At 42.3% G+C, this 15,377-nt stretch carries 17 protein-coding genes; 13 read left to right on the top strand and 4 right to left on the bottom strand.

Features of this window, described 5'->3' with window-relative positions:
* The first annotated feature begins 58 nt into the window (after window positions 1-58).
* Entirely contained in the window at window positions 59-820 is a 762-nt protein-coding gene (locus IGI38_RS21835; protein WP_438734000.1) for a helix-turn-helix domain-containing protein, read from the top strand.
* Window positions 821-917: 97 nt separating this feature from the next.
* On the opposite strand, the gene IGI38_RS21830 is transcribed toward IGI38_RS21835, so the two are convergent.
* The gene (locus IGI38_RS21830; RefSeq protein ID WP_438733999.1) at window positions 918-2,039 is read right to left on the bottom strand and encodes a nucleotide disphospho-sugar-binding domain-containing protein; all 1,122 of its coding nucleotides are present in this window, start codon (window positions 2,037-2,039) and stop codon (window positions 918-920) included.
* 104 nt (window positions 2,040-2,143) lie between these two features.
* Window positions 2,144-2,686 (bottom strand): biotin transporter BioY, encoded by a 543-nt coding sequence (locus tag IGI38_RS21825; RefSeq protein WP_438734386.1) that lies wholly within the window; start codon window positions 2,684-2,686, stop codon window positions 2,144-2,146.
* Window positions 2,687-2,898: 212 nt separating this feature from the next.
* Between IGI38_RS21825 and IGI38_RS21820 the strand changes: the two genes are divergently transcribed.
* The 7 genes from IGI38_RS21820 to IGI38_RS21790 all read left to right on the top strand — a co-directional run bounded on the left by IGI38_RS21820 (window position 2,899) and on the right by IGI38_RS21790 (window position 8,383).
* On the top strand, window positions 2,899-3,825 hold the full coding sequence (locus tag IGI38_RS21820; RefSeq protein ID WP_438733998.1) for an ATP-binding cassette domain-containing protein: 927 nt from the start codon (window positions 2,899-2,901) through the stop codon (window positions 3,823-3,825).
* Entirely contained in the window at window positions 3,822-4,577 is a 756-nt protein-coding gene (locus IGI38_RS21815; protein ID WP_438733997.1) for an ABC transporter permease, read from the top strand. The genes IGI38_RS21820 and IGI38_RS21815 overlap by 4 nt, the downstream gene beginning before the upstream one ends.
* A gap of 24 nt (window positions 4,578-4,601) precedes the next feature.
* Complete coding sequence (locus IGI38_RS21810; RefSeq protein ID WP_438733996.1) at window positions 4,602-4,934, top strand: PadR family transcriptional regulator; 333 nt, start codon at window positions 4,602-4,604, stop codon at window positions 4,932-4,934.
* Window positions 4,927-5,292, top strand: a complete 366-nt coding sequence (locus IGI38_RS21805; protein WP_438733995.1) for a DUF1048 domain-containing protein — start codon at window positions 4,927-4,929, stop codon at window positions 5,290-5,292. The genes IGI38_RS21810 and IGI38_RS21805 overlap by 8 nt, the downstream gene beginning before the upstream one ends.
* Before the next feature lie 385 nt (window positions 5,293-5,677).
* The gene (locus IGI38_RS21800; protein WP_438733994.1) at window positions 5,678-6,496 is read left to right on the top strand and encodes an efflux RND transporter periplasmic adaptor subunit; all 819 of its coding nucleotides are present in this window, start codon (window positions 5,678-5,680) and stop codon (window positions 6,494-6,496) included.
* A complete protein-coding gene (locus IGI38_RS21795) occupies window positions 6,493-7,179 on the top strand; it encodes an ABC transporter ATP-binding protein (RefSeq protein WP_438733993.1) in 687 nt (228 codons plus the stop codon). The genes IGI38_RS21800 and IGI38_RS21795 overlap by 4 nt, the downstream gene beginning before the upstream one ends.
* Window positions 7,169-8,383, top strand: coding sequence for an ABC transporter permease (locus tag IGI38_RS21790; RefSeq protein ID WP_438733992.1), 1,215 nt, complete (start codon window positions 7,169-7,171; stop codon window positions 8,381-8,383). The genes IGI38_RS21795 and IGI38_RS21790 overlap by 11 nt, the downstream gene beginning before the upstream one ends.
* 99 nt (window positions 8,384-8,482) lie before the next feature.
* Here the strand turns inward: IGI38_RS21790 and IGI38_RS21785 are convergent, their stop codons facing one another.
* Window positions 8,483-9,511, bottom strand: a complete 1,029-nt coding sequence (locus IGI38_RS21785; RefSeq protein ID WP_438733991.1) for an NAD(P)H-dependent amine dehydrogenase family protein — start codon at window positions 9,509-9,511, stop codon at window positions 8,483-8,485.
* Between the two features lie 88 nt (window positions 9,512-9,599).
* On the opposite strand from IGI38_RS21785, the gene IGI38_RS21780 reads away from it, so the two are divergent.
* The 5 genes from IGI38_RS21780 (at window position 9,600) to IGI38_RS21760 (ending at window position 14,313) form a co-directional block, all read left to right on the top strand.
* Window positions 9,600-10,448 carry a MerR family transcriptional regulator gene (locus IGI38_RS21780; protein ID WP_438733990.1) on the top strand — a complete coding sequence of 283 codons (849 nt, stop codon included), beginning with the start codon at window positions 9,600-9,602 and terminating at the stop codon, window positions 10,446-10,448.
* A 338-nt stretch (window positions 10,449-10,786) separates the two neighbouring features.
* The gene (locus IGI38_RS21775) at window positions 10,787-11,824 is read left to right on the top strand and encodes a hypothetical protein (RefSeq protein WP_438733989.1); all 1,038 of its coding nucleotides are present in this window, start codon (window positions 10,787-10,789) and stop codon (window positions 11,822-11,824) included.
* 43 nt (window positions 11,825-11,867) lie between these two features.
* Window positions 11,868-12,317, top strand: a complete 450-nt coding sequence (locus IGI38_RS21770; RefSeq protein ID WP_438733988.1) for a hypothetical protein — start codon at window positions 11,868-11,870, stop codon at window positions 12,315-12,317.
* 365 nt (window positions 12,318-12,682) lie between these two features.
* Entirely contained in the window at window positions 12,683-13,609 is a 927-nt protein-coding gene (locus IGI38_RS21765; protein WP_438733987.1) for a sulfurtransferase, read from the top strand.
* Window positions 13,609-14,313 carry a TVP38/TMEM64 family protein gene (locus tag IGI38_RS21760; protein ID WP_438733986.1) on the top strand — a complete coding sequence of 235 codons (705 nt, stop codon included), beginning with the start codon at window positions 13,609-13,611 and terminating at the stop codon, window positions 14,311-14,313. Before IGI38_RS21765 ends, IGI38_RS21760 begins: the two co-directional genes overlap by 1 nt.
* A 135-nt stretch (window positions 14,314-14,448) precedes the next feature.
* Here the strand turns inward: IGI38_RS21760 and IGI38_RS21755 are convergent, their stop codons facing one another.
* Window positions 14,449-15,372, bottom strand: a complete 924-nt coding sequence (locus IGI38_RS21755; protein ID WP_438734385.1) for a DUF975 family protein — start codon at window positions 15,370-15,372, stop codon at window positions 14,449-14,451.
* Window positions 15,373-15,377: the final 5 nt, after the last annotated feature.

The raw sequence follows: 15,377 nt of genomic DNA, 5'->3' as shown, positions 1-15,377 counted from the left end.
GCTTAAATAAAAAGGGGAGATTATTGTGAATCAAGTGTTGATTCTGACTAGAAATGTCTTGGTTGAACAAGAAATTCAACAAAAGTTACAATCATTAGACTATGAGGTCTATTGTTCCTCAAAAATTTTTAAAAATTGTAGGCAACAACTAGAAATAAGGGAGTTTTTTAAACTCTTTCAATATGTCATTTTGAGTGAAACAATATGTGAGAGGGAGGTAACAGAACTCATCCCGCTCTTGAAGAATTATTCCATCCGAATTATTCGTAAAGTAGAAACAAATGTGACAGAGATGGATCATAGATATTTAGAGATTGAACAGCTTAATGCGATTATTTCATCTTCTGATTCTGTAGATGAATTAAGGGAATGTTTGTACAACCTGAAGGAAAAGGATGCACGAATGGAAGACATGCAACAAAATAACAATGTTGTTCAATTATCGGGTAAAGTCTCATTGATCGAATCAAATTATCTTCAAAATTCAGGAAGTTATAATGAAATAAATTTAGGCATTATTGAAACATTGCATCGTCTTTCTCAAACGGAATCAAAAATCTTATCAATTTTAATTGAAGCGGGTAATCACGTGGTTACACGTGAGGAACTCTGCCATAAAGTTTGGAACGAAGAAGTGACAAAATCACATTTAGCGTCTCTTTCCAGTACTGTAACACGGATAAAAATGAAGTTTGAACAAGCAAATTTAGAAAAAATTGCAATCCATACTTTGTGGGGAAAAGGATACAGAATTAATCAGAACTTACTTAAGTATATTCAAACAGAAGAAATTTTTAAAAGCATTGTTTCTCATGGGTGAAGGAAGCCATCTAGGAGGACTGGTTGAGAGAGATTTTAATGATGAGGTTCTTGTTTCTTGTCCTTATAGATAGTCTTCAATCGCATCGACTGCTTTTTTATAGCCGCCGGCAGTTAGGAACGATTGTTTGATCTGTTTCAGGTTGTTTAGATAGTCGGGATCGGTCTGAACGTTCTCCACAGCGTTTTTTTAATTGCGCGCTATCCACCTGTTGATAATCCAAACGAATACCTGCGTGTAATTCAACTAAGCGGTCGGCAAGAGCCGGCTGATCAGACCCCATCGGTAAGGAGACGAAAGGAACTTCATTCAAAATCAAATCGTTCATACTATTTAGACCATTATGGGTAATGGCAACATCGGCATAGTTCAATACTTCGTTTTGCGGAATGTATTCTTGAACGATGAAATTATCAGGAACGGTCAATGCTTCTAGCCCCACATGATGGGCCGCCAAGACGACTAGATACTCAGAATCACCGAAGGTATCAAAAACTTTTTGATAGATATCTTTGGCGAAATCACCAAAAATCGTGCCGAAGGAAACATACAAGACATGCTTCGCTGCATTTAATCGTTCAATCGGAAAATCGTTAATATCTTCTAAACGTTGATAGCGATCTGCGCCGACTAAAAGATATTTTTCATCAAAAAAAGCGCGTTCGTTTTCAGGCATGAAATAATCAGAGGTAAAAACGATGTTCAAAGGCTCCACATTAAAAATCAAATCGAAAAAGCGGGGCGGCATTTGGACAGCAAGTGCTTCCTCGATTTTTTTTGCTTCTAAGAGATAGGCATCGTTCAGTGTTTTGAATTTTCCGGCTAGAGGGGTTTTGTCAGGTTTCATAAAATCCTGCATTCCCATAAAAACAGCCAGCATGGAAACGGCTGGAATCATCAGGTAATCAGCCAATTGCTTGCTGAAGGGCATGGCGATGGAATGGATAACGGCATCAAACGAATCGTCTTGGAGCTGTTTTAAAATGTCTTGCATAATATCCAACCCGTGATCGACTAAGACATCAAACCCATGTTTAAAAATGTTTAAATCATAATGATAAGGGCGATAAACAGCTCCGGCCGCTTCGATCTTTTCGCGAAATTCTTCGCTTGAAAAATAGACAACTTCAACCCCTCGTTTACTTAATTCATCGACTAAACCTAATGAGGGATTGACGTGTCCATGAGTGGTCACATTTAAAAATAAAACTTTTGTCATCGTTGTTCGCTTCTTTCTTGTTTTTGTTAAGGGTACCTTATAATTCGATATAGTATGGTACCCTGATTAAAAAGTCAAGAAAAAAAGTTTCCACCAAGGGAAACTTAACGATACTCCAAATTAGTAAAAGGTAATCTTTTGCCAAGCAGCACGCCTAAATATCCGGCGGCCAGTGCTTTGATCACACCTGGCAGGATAAAAGGAATCATTCCGGCTGAAAAGGCAGCATTCCAAGGCAAATCACCACTAAATTTCAACCATAAGGACCCGAAGATCAGGGTGATAAAGGCGCCGATCACATTTGCGAAAATCGACCAAAAATAATTGAAATGTGCCTTTTCGAGGATCAAACCTGTGACGTAGGCTTGAAAAATAAACCCGATTAAAAAACCGCCCGTTGGTCCAAAGTAATGGATGAGTCCGGCAGAACCGCCTGCTAATACAGGTAATCCAATCATGCCCATCAATAGATAGATCGAAACAGCGATAGTTCCGGTCTTTTTCCCTAAGATGGTTACCACAAAACCGATGGCAAAGGTTTGCAAGGTCAATGGGATTGGCCCAAAGGGGATGGTGAATTGAGATAAAATACCGATTACTGCTGCGAATAAACCTGCTAAAACAATTTCTCGACTGCTTAATTTCAATAAACTCACTCTTTCGTTAACTTAATATTTTTTTTGGTTAACGAAAGTATAAATGATGGTTAACTAGATGTAAAGAAAAAATTTTTACTTTTTTAGTACTTAGTACAACAAAGTAGTTGACAAAACCGCTACTTAGTTTTACAGTATACCTGTACTTAATATTACGAGGTACTGAACTTGAAACAATAATTTCACTAATGGGAGTGAGTATGATGCAGGAAGCAATCAATGTTGTGGATTTGGAAAAGTCTTTTTCTGAACACAAGGTGTTGGATAAGATCAGTTTTCATGTACCGACAGGAACTATTTTTGCTTTATTGGGAACGAATGGGTCGGGAAAAACGACCACCGTTAAGATAATGACTACATTGTTGAAGCCGGACGGCGGAGCAGTAAAGATCAATGGGTTGGATATCTTAGCGCAGGCACTCGAGGCACAAAAGGAATTTAGTTTGACGGGACAATTTGCGGCGGTGGATGAGGTATTAACGGGACGAGAAAATTTAGTTTTGATCGCAAAACTTCGTCATTTGAAAAACTATTCGCAAAAGGTTGATGAACTGTTGACAGATTTTGATTTGCAAGATGCCGCTGATCGACCAACACAGACCTATTCTGGCGGAATGCGGCGCAAATTAGATTTGACGATGAGCTTGATTGACCCGCCAAGGATTCTTTTCTTAGATGAACCGACGACAGGATTAGACCCGCAGGCACGGGCAGCTCTTTGGCAGATGATCCGTACTTTGAAAAAAGCTGGCGTGACGATTTTTCTAACTACACAATACTTGGAAGAGGCTGAACAACTAGCGGATACGGTAGCCATTTTGAATCGCGGGAAGATCGCGATCCAAGGCACGATCGCCGAAGTGAAGAAACATTTGCCAAAAGAAACGTTGGAATTGACCTTCGCGGATGAGGGGACTTTGGAAGCCGCAGAGCAGCTTGTCGGCGGCAAGATGAATAAGGAACTGTTGGCACTGAATGTCGCTACGAACAGCGAAGTTGAAAAGATCACTGAGGTTTTGAATCAGCTGCAGGCGGCTAAGATCGAGATCTTGACATTTACTCAAAAGCAAGCTTCATTGGATGATGTCTTCTTCATGATCGTGGAAAATAGAAGGGCGGGAGAAAAATGAATGTATTCGCGGATACAATGGTATTAACGGGACGAATGATGAAGCATATGACTCGAAGCGTGGATACCATTATGACAGTCGTATTGATGCCGATCATGTTGATGCTGGCATTTATCTATATTTTTGGCGGCGCAATGACGATTCCGCCAGAAACCTATAAAGGATTTATTGTTCCGGCGATCTTATTATTTACAGTAGCTAGCGGGGTGGGCTATACGGCCTTTCGCTTAAATACGGATGTTCAGAATGGGATATTTGAACGGTTTCACTCAATGCCGATCGCTAAATCAGCCATTTTGAATAGTCACGTAATGACCAGTGTTACCTTCAATTTTCTCTCGGCTATGATTGTGCTGTTCAGCAGTATTTTGATCGGATTTCGACCAAAAGCCGATGTTCTGGAAGGACTCGTAGCGATCCTTCTGCTGCTAGTTGCGACCTACGCGCTTTCCTGGATTGCTGTTTTCTTCGGCCTGATTGCTAAGAATAATGAAACGGCGATTGCTTTTTCTTATTTACTGATCGGTTTATTGTTTATCAGTTCGGGTTTTGTTCCGACAGAAACGTTGCCAAAGGTTTTAAGAGGCTTCGCCGATCATCAACCAATGACACCGATCATCAATTCTTTACGGTCACTTTTGACAGAAGGGCAGATTCCTTCAGCTATTTGGGTCGCACTCGCATGGAGTATTGGCACAATCGTGATTTTCCAAGTATTATCTATATATATCTATCGGAAAAAATTACGTTAGCAACAATTGGGAAGGGTGATAACGGTGAACGGGATTACTGAGATGCTGAAGGGTGTACTTGAGGGGATGATCTTGGAGATCATCGATCAACATGAGACCTATGGCTATGAGATCACAAATAATTTACAAAAATATGGGTTTGAAGATATTGTTGAGGGGACAGTTTATACTGTTTTACTAAGGTTGGAGAAGAAAAATTTAGTGAGTGTCACAAAGAAAAAATCTTCCGTTGGTCCAATGCGGAAATTCTATTCATTGAATGACGACGGCAGAAAAGAGCTGGATTTGTTTTGGCAGCGTTGGGCCTTCATTTCTGGTCAGATCGATAAATTGAAAGGGAGCAAGGACAATGGCTGAGAAGAATCTATTTAATTATCTTAAACAAATGCGTGTGGATAAAGTGGAATACAATGAGCAGATGGCCGAAGTAAAAAAATTACCTCAGGACTATCAAGTTGTGTACAAAGAAGTACAAAAATTTTTGTGGGAATTTACGGAAGGTTCTGGAATGGATATGCTGCAGCCGATGTATGAATTGCTAGCCTTCTTTCAAGAGGGGGCCAGCAACAAGGTTCCAGTGTTGGAGCTGGTTGGTGAAGATGTCGGAGAATTTGCGGAGAACATGCTCCATGAGATCCAAGCAAAAACGCGGATCAATGAATTGAAGCGTAAAATGAACGAACGTGTCGCAAAGGAAATCGAGAAGGAAAAATAAACGAAAGCATCGTTGGGAGAAATTCCGGGGATGCTTTTTTTTACATTAAAGGAAGTATAAAATTTTTACATGAATAAGTCGCTATACAGCAGGTATATCCATGTTCGGCTTCACGAACTAGCTTTTCTACGCATACAGTCGCTGCTAAATTTCATTAGGCAGAGCTGATGTGGAACAGTACCTAATCGGTGCTCAAAAGCTGAGCGAATTCGTGAAGCCTTCCTATGCTGCTTTTTACATCCATTAAAAAAACAAATGTTCTTCGGTCTAAAGTCTTATCTATACTTTGTACTTTCGTTGGAAGTAGCGGCTCGGACTTTGATCTAAAATTTAAAGAGTAATCAACAAGCGAACGAATTTTAAGATGGAAGGAATGGAGTCAAAAATGAAAAAGATTATCATTGGTATCGGAGTGTTAGTGGTTGCGGGGGCTGGATTTTTTCTCTATCAAAACACCCAAGCAAATGCAAAGGATGATACCTCGGTGGAAATGTACCAAGTCAGCAAACAAACACCGCTGCATTTAAAAGGGCAGGTACAATCAACGAAAAAGCAAACAGTGCTAGTAGATACAGAAAAAGGGCAGGTTCAAACGATCCACGTAAATGAAGGGGATCATGTGGCGAAAGACACGATTTTAGTGACGTATCGCTGGGGTGAAGTGATTCGTGCAGCGAATGATTCTGTCGTGACCGCGTTGAATGAAGACGCAAAAAATGACCCACAGCAGGCGTTGATGGTCTTGAAGAGTGAAGAATCAACGATCAAAGGAACGGTAACAGAATATGATCGTTCGAAGGTTGCCTTGAATGAACCGATCGAAATCAAATATGCCAACAACGAGAAAACAGTCAACGGCAAGATTACTTCATTGGCGGAAATGAATAACGATCCGGCAAAGGAAGAAAAATCAAGCCTGGTAACGTACAACTTTACTGCGGTTCCTGATGAAGCGATCCCGGTTGGTTATTCTGTTGAGCTGTTGATTCCTCGTAATGAGATCCATTTGCCGTTGAAGAGTGTAGTTGAAAAGGACGGCGAGCAATCTGTTTATACTGTTGCTAAAGGCAAGGCTGAAAAACAGACGGTAACTGCTGAAAAAGGCAATGGCTATTACGTTTTACGGGAAGGGCTGAATGAAAACGACAAAATCGTCAAAGATGCGAAAGGCATCAAGGATGGGATGGATGTGACGGTTGAATGATTGTGATGGAAAATATCAACAAATTCTATACCGCCGATCAGGAGCGTATCCATGTGTTAAAAGACATTAGTCTGACGATCGATGAGCATGACTTTGTGGCGGTGATGGGGCCGTCAGGTTCAGGGAAATCGACTTTGATCAATACGATCAGTTTTTTAGACGGCGACTTTGAAGGGACCTATCGTTTCGAGGGGCAGGATGCTTATCGTTTTAATGATGAAAAGCTTTCAGCATTGCGGAATAAATCAGTCGGCTTCGTTTTTCAAGCCTTCCAGCTGATTGATAACAATACAGTGCTGGAGAATGTAGCGATGCCGCTGCTGTACGGCGGAATGAAGCAAAAGCAAACCAAGCCGTTAGTTATGGAAGCTTTGCGAAAAGTTGGGATCGCGGATAAATACAACAAGCTGCCAAAACAGCTTTCAGGGGGCCAACAGCAACGGGTGGCAATCGCCCGCGCCATCGTTGGAAATCCGAAGTTTATCGTGGCGGATGAGCCAACGGGCGCGTTAGACAGTCATACCTCTGAAGAAATCATGCAATTATTTAAACGATTGAACGAAGAAGAAAAAGTTACGATCTTGATGGTGACCCATGATCCAGATGCCGCGGCGTATTGTCGTCGAGTGATTACGGTAAAAGATGGAGAAATCTTGGAAGAGGGTGTTGCACATGCGGTTTAGTGAAGTATGGAAGACTTCTTTCAAGGCGATCGGTAAAAACAAACGGCGCAGCTTCTTGACCATGATCGGATTGATCATCGGGGTCTCTGCGGTCATCACGGTCTTTTCAATTGGGCGGGCCTTTGAGGATTATGCTTCGGAATTTATTGGTTTGGATCAATTTGACGGCAGTGTCGGCTATACGTTTTCAGCGAAGGATGACACCTTTAGTGAGAATGGCTTGAACGGTTTTACCGAAGAAGACATCAATACCATCGAAAGTATTCCTGGGGTTCAATCGGTGAGCTATTATGATAATTCACGCAATGGGATCAAATATGCGGATCAAACCTTTGATGATATCGGGAATGATGGTCGCTGGAATTGTTTCAAATTGTTGAAAAATGAAGGCAGCAAGGTAATCTACGGCCGAGGTATTCAGTCGAGTGATTATTATAATGAAAATCCTGTCGTAGTAATCGACCAAACTGCTGCTAAAGCGATCAAAAAAGAAGAACCTGCATCTTTGATTGGCCAAAGTATCAAAATTGGCGGCCATTTGTTTGAAGTAGTGGGAATTATGAAGGATCGCAGCGGCGGCACGATCGTTTCAACACAGGAAGATTACGTTGTCGCGGAATTACCGGAAAATGTATTCGAGAGCTATTTCAATTCGGAAGATCGCAACATGATCCAAGTGAAGATGAATCAAACAGCGAATGTAAAAAGTGTCTCGAAGGAAGCTGAGGAAACACTTAAGAAATATGGAACATGGAAAGACTTGGGCAGTTACAAGACTGAGGATTTAGCAGGGCAAGTTGATCAGCTGCGGATGCTTTTGACCAGCATTACTCTATTGATCTCGGTGATCGGCGGAATCTCCCTCTTCATCTCAGGGATCGGGGTCATGAACATGATCTACATTTCTGTTTCTGAACGGACGAAAGAAATCGGTGTACGGCGAGCGATGGGCGGCACGAAGGGCAACATTATGATGCAATTCTTGCTGGAAGGGATCTCGTTGACATTGGTCGGCGGTACGATCGGATATCTAATCGCGATGCTGTTAGGCTTTGCGATCAGTATGTTCACTCCACTGTCTGTACGACCGGATCTGTTCACGGTGACGTTAGCCTTTGGCTTGTCTGTCGTGATTGGGATCGTCTTTAGCTGGCTGCCGGCTAAGAGTGCAGCGAAAAAGGATATTGTTTCATTGCTGCGGTAATGAAGAAAAAGAAGGTGTGAACTTTAGTCACACCTTCTTTTTTGATGGATAGAATGACGAATCGATCTAATGCAGAACGAAGTCATAAATTGTTTTTTCTTACAAATACATATGCATTGGGTAAGTCATATAATTCAAGCCGTCAACTTTTTCCGCTGTAATAAATCCAGCAGGGGCTTTGATGACCGATGGGATACGGTTAACAAGGGTAGCGCAAGTATGGGCTACAGTATCCGGTTTATCTAGAGAGAAGACCATGTTTGGTTCACCGATGATCTCCCAGTCACACATATCTCCGTCGGTTTCGCGATACACTTTTCCGATACATTCCACTTCCAGCTCGATACCTTGATGGGTCATGATCGTTGTTACGGCAGACATACCGATCGCATCGCCAGCTTTGATCGTCGCACCCAGAGTTTCTGAGTACAGATCTTCATCTAAGGTAAAGGGGACGCTTTTTTGAGAAATGTTTTGGATCGTCCAATTCATTTTAGAACAAATCGCTTCACCAGCATTCCACATATAAGACGGCAGACTTTCTGCTTGTGCGATTTCTTTCTCGAAACGAGGCAGGTCATAGCCGGCACCATGGGCCTCGGCTAATGCCAACCCATAATCTTCAACGTTATAGCTGACAGCACCTTTGACTTTTTTGATATCGTTCATACCCGCCATCATCAGACTAGGCATATTGATCCAATAAATGTCCTGCATCCCGGCACCCATGATCGTTACATCATTTTCCTTCGCCAGTTTATCTAATTTGTTAGTCTCTGCTGGAGACGTGTTCCATGGATAGATTGCTTCTTCACAAGTAGTGATCACATTGACTTTGTTTTTAAGACACAACTCATAAAATTCATACATTTCAGGCATATAACTAAAGATCGTTACTAAGGCTACATCCGCATCACAACTGTCAAAAACCTCTTGTGCATTGTTCGAAATCTTGACTCCTGTCGCATACCCCAACTCCGCAAACTCACCAATATCTTTTCCTACTAAATCAGGGTTTGAATCGATCGCGCCAACGATCTCAGCCCCATGTTTATACAGATAATTGATGATCACCTTCGCCATTTTACCACAACCATACTGAACAACTTTGATCTTTTGTAAACTCATTGAAATGCCTCCTTTTAATTATTGTGCTATAATTCACAATTCTAGTATAATGTCTATAGTAACTATAGAGTCAAGGGAGAGTTTGAAAATGTTTCTCAAAATGAAAATCGGCCACTTTGCGAAATACAACAACATTTCTGTCCAAACACTGCGTTACTATGAGAAAGTTGATCTGCTACATCCAATCTACATTGATGAAGAGAGTAATTATCGTTACTATCACATCAATCAATCCGCGGCGGTCGAAAACAACCAATTCTTGAAGCAGTTCGATTTTTCGCTGGAAGAGATCAAGCACATTATGAATGACACGGAAGCTTTGGCGGAATTAAGCCAGACTGTCGAGAAAAAGAAGGAAGAGATATTGGAACAGCGAAAGCTACTGGATCAGCAGTTGGAAGACATCGATTCTTTTCAGGCGGGGGCGTTGATTTTTCAAGAAAAGCAACATCAGACTGAGATCGAAGTGGCCCATTTCCCGGCGCGGCCAGTCTTGACCTATTCCATCGATAAAAATATTTATGAGATGTCGGATGAAGAATACGAATTTTATTTGCGGGCATTCAAGAATCATGTTAGTCAGCAGCAAATCCCAGTCGGGCGCTTCAACCGAGTGGGGACGATCATGTCAAAGCAGCAATTTTTAGCGGAGGATTTTATTTCCAAGGAGCTGTTTATTTTCACACCGACTCCTTTTAAACACACGGAAAGTTTAAAGAGCGGCCTGTACGCGACCTTTTATTGTCATTCTTTCAAGGAGGAATTGCCCGCTCTAAGTCAGTTTAAGGCAGCACTTCAACGGCAGAATTATCAAATCATCGGCGACTATGTTTGTGAAGTCGTCTATGAGAAGAATAAGACCGATGCGCTGAATCGCACGATGTTTATTCGGATGCAGATCCCGGTCAAGAAACGAGCAGAAAATTTATGGCAATAAAAAAAAGGCTAAAATAATCCGTCAGATAAATCGGTATCTGACGGATTATTTTCTGTTCTAAATGTCACTCCGATTATACCCGGAAAAACAAGCCGGAAATCACTGATCTGTATGACTATTCTTTTAAATTCTAGACTGTTTCTGCTATAAAAAAACGTTATTAAACTCAATTCTTTAAAAAAAATGTCAAAAAATGAGTCAGAAATCTTCAAAAAAAGTATGGTATTTTTCTTAATTGAGAGTTATTTTTGATTTGTAAACGCAACTGTCTTAAAAATGAAAGCGTATTTTTTATATGCTGTAAAAATTAAAAACCAATATATGAGGAGTGGAAGAATATGCAAACGCAACGATTAGGTCAAAGACAACTGTTCAATATGCTGAGAGGAAATCTTGAGAAACGAATAATCAAACTATACAGTGAAACAAAGGACGTTCCAGCTGTGATCGAATATGCGGTCGCGCTCCTTGTGAGGCATTCTCTGACTGTGGTTGATTTTTCTTTTATGTGTCGAGATTTAATTCGGGAAGTCTATCTTACTGCTGAACCTGGTACTGTGATGCGGCGTTTCAGCATCCTGTTTGAAGGCTATTTTAATCGCGATGAATGGAAAACAATCGTTGCTCGTTTGTATAAAAATGAAAATGACTATCTTGCGGCTACTGTGGAAGCGCGAAGGTATCAGGCGTGTTTGAAGGAAAAAGATCCCACTAGAAAGGATGAATTGGCGAATCATCAATTTATCATGAAGTCGATCTTTAAAGGGTCGAATGGGCGCAAACATACCTGGACGTTGAAAAACGCGCATCCAACAAAGAATCAGGAAGAAATTACGGGATCATTGAAGCTCTTGACGATGTTATCGATTTTTGAGACGAATGGTGTTCAGAAATTCACTGAATTCGTGGAGTTCTTCCGTGATGCGACCGCTCCCGATCTCCATTATGCCGAAGAACAGGAAGAATTGCCGGAAGCTACTGAGGAGCCTGCTGCAAAAAGTGCAGAAACAAAGGATAAAAATGAATTACCAGCAAGTGCTCTTCAGCAAACACCGCAGCAGGAAAAACAGAATCTTGATAAAGCTCCCACAATGAAAGAAACGTTGTTCGAAGAAGGAAGACAGCGGTTGGAAAAAGCGGCGGTCAGTCAGACTGCTGAGCCCTTTTCTGGAACAGTGAAAGGGTCACCTCCGAAACAGGCAGTCGGCAATGCCCGATCCTCGAGCACTCAGAACAGCGGCCCTTCCGCTGCTGAAAGTCGAGACGCCCCGGTAAATGCTTTCGGTAAAAGTAAAGAAGATATCGAATTAGGGAGAGAGGAAAGGAGATTGAATAAAAAGCTCGCGAAGTTTTTTCAGAAGAGGGGCAAGAAATAACTGAGGGCGCGTTACAAATACAAGCAGGAGAGGCTGGAAAAAAATGACAGATATAGTAGCAACTTTTAGAAATGGCGAGGACAAGACCCATCGATGGCAGTTCGCTGAGATGAATACAAACCAATCAGCAAAACAGATTCGAATGGCTTTGGAGCGCTTGACGGCAACCAAGCTCATTGACGAAGCCGGCATCGAGATATTCAACACAGTGGTTGCCGCATGTTTTGTCCAAACAGAAGAAACGGTCCTTTTTGGTACGCCAAGTAAGACCGAGCAAGAAGAAAAGGAAGAGGATGAAACGGTACAGGCCTTCGAGGTGCTGCTGCCGCAGGAAACAGGGACTCAAAAACAGACACTGGCGGAGAAGGTCGATCAGCTGGTTGCCCAATACTCAACGGGGACACGCTTAAACGACTTTCGTTTTGATGAACTGGATGATTTTGAAGAGGACGAGACAGAGCCGCAGACCGTTTTGAGCAAGATCAATAAATGACATGTTGTAAAAAGATAGCGCCTTTTATATACTTTGAATACGGGCACAAATAGTGAACGAGGGGAGGGCGTATTTTGAATTTTCATAGGTGATTATGAGCGACACTCTGCCTTAGAGTCTCTAAGAATGTGAATTTAAAATTCTCCTCTCCAGCGAACCTTCATTTACCAGCAGTGTGAGCATCTCACCTGAAGAAGTCGTTTGTGAACATACGGGGGTATGTTTCTTTTTGTCAGTTTTGCTTTTAGCAGTTTGGCCAAATGATAGGCCGAGCGAAAATGAATTCCTTAAGCAGAGCAAAAAGATGGAGATTCCTGGGCTTCGATGGCTTGTCGAAGTAAAACGACAAAGGAATGGAGAAGAAGATGAAAAAAGCAATGATTGGGCTGTTGGCGTTAGTCGCGTTAGGGTTAGCGGGCTGCGGCGGCGGTAATGAAAAGGCGGATTCATCCAAAGCCGATAAAAAGGAAGTGACAGCTTTTACTGGCGAATATATCGTGAACGCTGATTATGTGAAGCAGCATTTGGATGGGATCCTTTTAGTGGATGCACGTGGTGAAGAAGAAGCGAATAAGGGAACGATCAAAGGTGCCGTAACGCTTGGTTGGCAAGAGCTGGCCTCAGTGGAAGCAGGGGCTTCAGGCGATGAAACGTGGGGTCTGGTCTTGGAACCGGCTGAGCTTAGTAAGCGGCTAGGTGAAAAAGGACTCGCGATGAACAAAGAAGTCGTGCTGTTCGCCGGTGCGCAAAAAGGCTGGGGCGATGACGGTCGAATCGCTTGGGAGTTATTGGCGGCTGGTTATAAGGATGTCAAAATGGTCGATGGCGGCTTTGCGGCTTTGAAAAAAGCAGGACTTAAAACGGATGTCGAGGGCACCAAGTTAGAGCCGGCAACTGTCAAAATCGAGGCGATCGATCAGAAGCATCTTATTCGGACCGATGAATTGAAAAAGGATTATGACGACTACAAGGTCGTTGATGTTCGTGAAAACAAAGAGTATAAAGGTGAAGTCTTGTACGGAGAGGCGAAGGGCGGACATCTGCCTGACGCGATTCAGGTTCGCTTTACCGATTTATTTAACAAAAGTGGCACATTGAAGAGTAAAAAAGAGCTGACGAAGCTTTTTGAAGATGCTGGCTTAACCAAAGATGAGAAAATCGTTACTTATTGTACTGCCGGGATTCGCTCGGCTTACATGGAATTAGTGATGGACATGTGCGGCTTCAAGCAAGTAAAAAATTATGATGGCTCATACTATCGTTGGGCAAAAGTCGAGGATGTAGAAAAATAATGTCTAAATTAAATAAACGCACGCTTGCTCGGATCTTGCTGATCCTATTTATTCTGCTGGCGGTGGTTAGTTTTTACTTTGTTCCAGGGATTCGTTCGAAGGTTACGCAAGTCCTGATGCTGTTTCGTTCTATGAGTGTGGAAAGTATCGTAGGATATTTGCAATCCTTTGGTGTGTGGGCGGTGGTCATCTCGTTTCTGTTGATGATGTTCCAATCGATCATTGCGCCGTTGCCGGCCTTTTTGATCACTTTTGCGAATGCGGCGGTTTTCGGCTGGTGGCAGGGAGCGTTGCTTTCTTGGACGAGTGCGATGGCGGGGGCATTGGTTTGCTTCTACATCGCGCGGATCGCGGGACGAGATATCGTGGAACGACTGAACAAAAATTTTTCGTTGGAATCATTGGATGCGTATTTTGATCGCTACGGGAAGCATACGATTTTGATTTGTCGTCTGCTGCCGTTTATCTCCTTTGATTTTATCAGCTATGCGGCAGGATTGACGGCGATCAAGCCGATCCCATTTTTGATCGCGACAGGGATCGGACAATTGCCGGCGACAGTCGTGTATTCGTATGTCGGCAGTAATCTGACCGGCAGTACGAAAACGATCTTGTTTGGGTTGCTGAGTATGTTTGCATTGTTTATCGCTGTTTATGTTTTCAAGCAGCTGTATCAAAACAGACAAGCAAAAGCGAATAAATAAAAAGGGAGCTGAGACAAAAGTCTTTTAGACTTTTGTCTCAGCTCCTATTTACGAATAAATGGTGATTCATAAGTGACGTCTGCGGAAATAAGCCGAAAATTCTTGACGCTGAACACTTATGAGTCGGCCTCTTTTCTATGCTTCGATTTCGCTATGTTGTTCTACGTAGTGCTCGTAAAGCATATCTAGAAATTGGATTTCGGTCACATTTTGGTAAGGCATGATATAAAAGTTCGTAAATTGGAAGATCGCGATCAAATTCCAGAAGAAGAAGGAATAACGCAGAATCAAGAATTCCATTTTGTAGCCATGCATGATTTGCCGACTTAATAAGATCGCATCCGAAGCACTCAAGCTCTCTTCTTTTTCCAAGAGGTAATTGGTCATTGCATACGAAGCGCTTTTTACGATGCCGGGGATGACGAAAAGTAGCGACCAAAGGAAAGTATAGATCGCGATCAAGACATTGGCCTTCAGCACACGGTTCTTTTGTGATCGGATGAAATAAGCAAAAATCTGCAAGCCGTCCGCGCGATTGCCCCTCAGCGTATGGATCGCGCACCATTGCAAGACCGCTGTAGATAATGCGGAGATCAAAAACATCAAGACCAAAGCGGCCATCATCACTACGAACCACCACAGCATCGATATACCAGAAAATGGGCGGCTGTAGCCATAACCGTAATCATAGCCGTAACTATAATAACCATACGGGTTGAACAGGTTTAAGAAGCTGTTGGCAAAAAAGCGGACTTGCGCGAATTGAAAAATGAAGTTCGCGACGATATTTGCTCCGATCAGTAAAAGGATCGTTTTACACCATTCGCCGTAGCGGCCGGATAATTTTTCTTGGGCGTGCTTTTTGATTTCCGCCCGAGTAATGTTTAAGCCTTCCGCTTTTTCTAATTCTAATTCAAAATGTTCATGGGTATTCACTTGGACAAACGGCTCATTGCCATTTTCCTCAGCTGGTATGTCTTGTTCTAAATTATATCCGCAAGTCGGACAAAACTTCGCTTCCGCTCGTAATTCCGCACCGCAGTTGGGACAATATTTCATTTCTC

Source organism: Enterococcus sp. AZ128 (assembly GCF_051714485.1).
Lineage (GTDB): Bacteria > Bacillota > Bacilli > Lactobacillales > Enterococcaceae > Enterococcus_A.
The sequence above is the reverse complement of the archived record's forward strand: the minus strand, read 5'-3'. Positions and strand labels throughout refer to the sequence as shown.

What these genes read in the sequence shown, in the direction of transcription:
- IGI38_RS21790 (WP_438733992.1), top strand. Translation starts at nt 7,169, where the DNA reads ATGCGGTTTAGTGAAGTATGGAAGACTTCTTTCAAGGCGATCGGTAAA.
- IGI38_RS21780 (WP_438733990.1), top strand. Translation starts at nt 9,600, where the DNA reads ATGTTTCTCAAAATGAAAATCGGCCACTTTGCGAAATACAACAACATT.
- IGI38_RS21800 (WP_438733994.1), top strand. Translation starts at nt 5,678, where the DNA reads ATGAAAAAGATTATCATTGGTATCGGAGTGTTAGTGGTTGCGGGGGCT.
- IGI38_RS21755 (WP_438734385.1), bottom strand. Translation starts at nt 15,372, where the DNA reads ATGAAATATTGTCCCAACTGCGGTGCGGAATTACGAGCGGAAGCGAAG.
- IGI38_RS21765 (WP_438733987.1), top strand. Translation starts at nt 12,683, where the DNA reads ATGAAAAAAGCAATGATTGGGCTGTTGGCGTTAGTCGCGTTAGGGTTA.
- IGI38_RS21760 (WP_438733986.1), top strand. Translation starts at nt 13,609, where the DNA reads ATGTCTAAATTAAATAAACGCACGCTTGCTCGGATCTTGCTGATCCTA.
- IGI38_RS21805 (WP_438733995.1), top strand. Translation starts at nt 4,927, where the DNA reads ATGGCTGAGAAGAATCTATTTAATTATCTTAAACAAATGCGTGTGGAT.
- IGI38_RS21795 (WP_438733993.1), top strand. Translation starts at nt 6,493, where the DNA reads ATGATTGTGATGGAAAATATCAACAAATTCTATACCGCCGATCAGGAG.
- IGI38_RS21830 (WP_438733999.1), bottom strand. Translation starts at nt 2,039, where the DNA reads ATGACAAAAGTTTTATTTTTAAATGTGACCACTCATGGACACGTCAAT.
- IGI38_RS21770 (WP_438733988.1), top strand. Translation starts at nt 11,868, where the DNA reads ATGACAGATATAGTAGCAACTTTTAGAAATGGCGAGGACAAGACCCAT.
- IGI38_RS21820 (WP_438733998.1), top strand. Translation starts at nt 2,899, where the DNA reads ATGCAGGAAGCAATCAATGTTGTGGATTTGGAAAAGTCTTTTTCTGAA.
- IGI38_RS21785 (WP_438733991.1), bottom strand. Translation starts at nt 9,511, where the DNA reads ATGAGTTTACAAAAGATCAAAGTTGTTCAGTATGGTTGTGGTAAAATG.
- IGI38_RS21815 (WP_438733997.1), top strand. Translation starts at nt 3,822, where the DNA reads ATGAATGTATTCGCGGATACAATGGTATTAACGGGACGAATGATGAAG.
- IGI38_RS21775 (WP_438733989.1), top strand. Translation starts at nt 10,787, where the DNA reads ATGCAAACGCAACGATTAGGTCAAAGACAACTGTTCAATATGCTGAGA.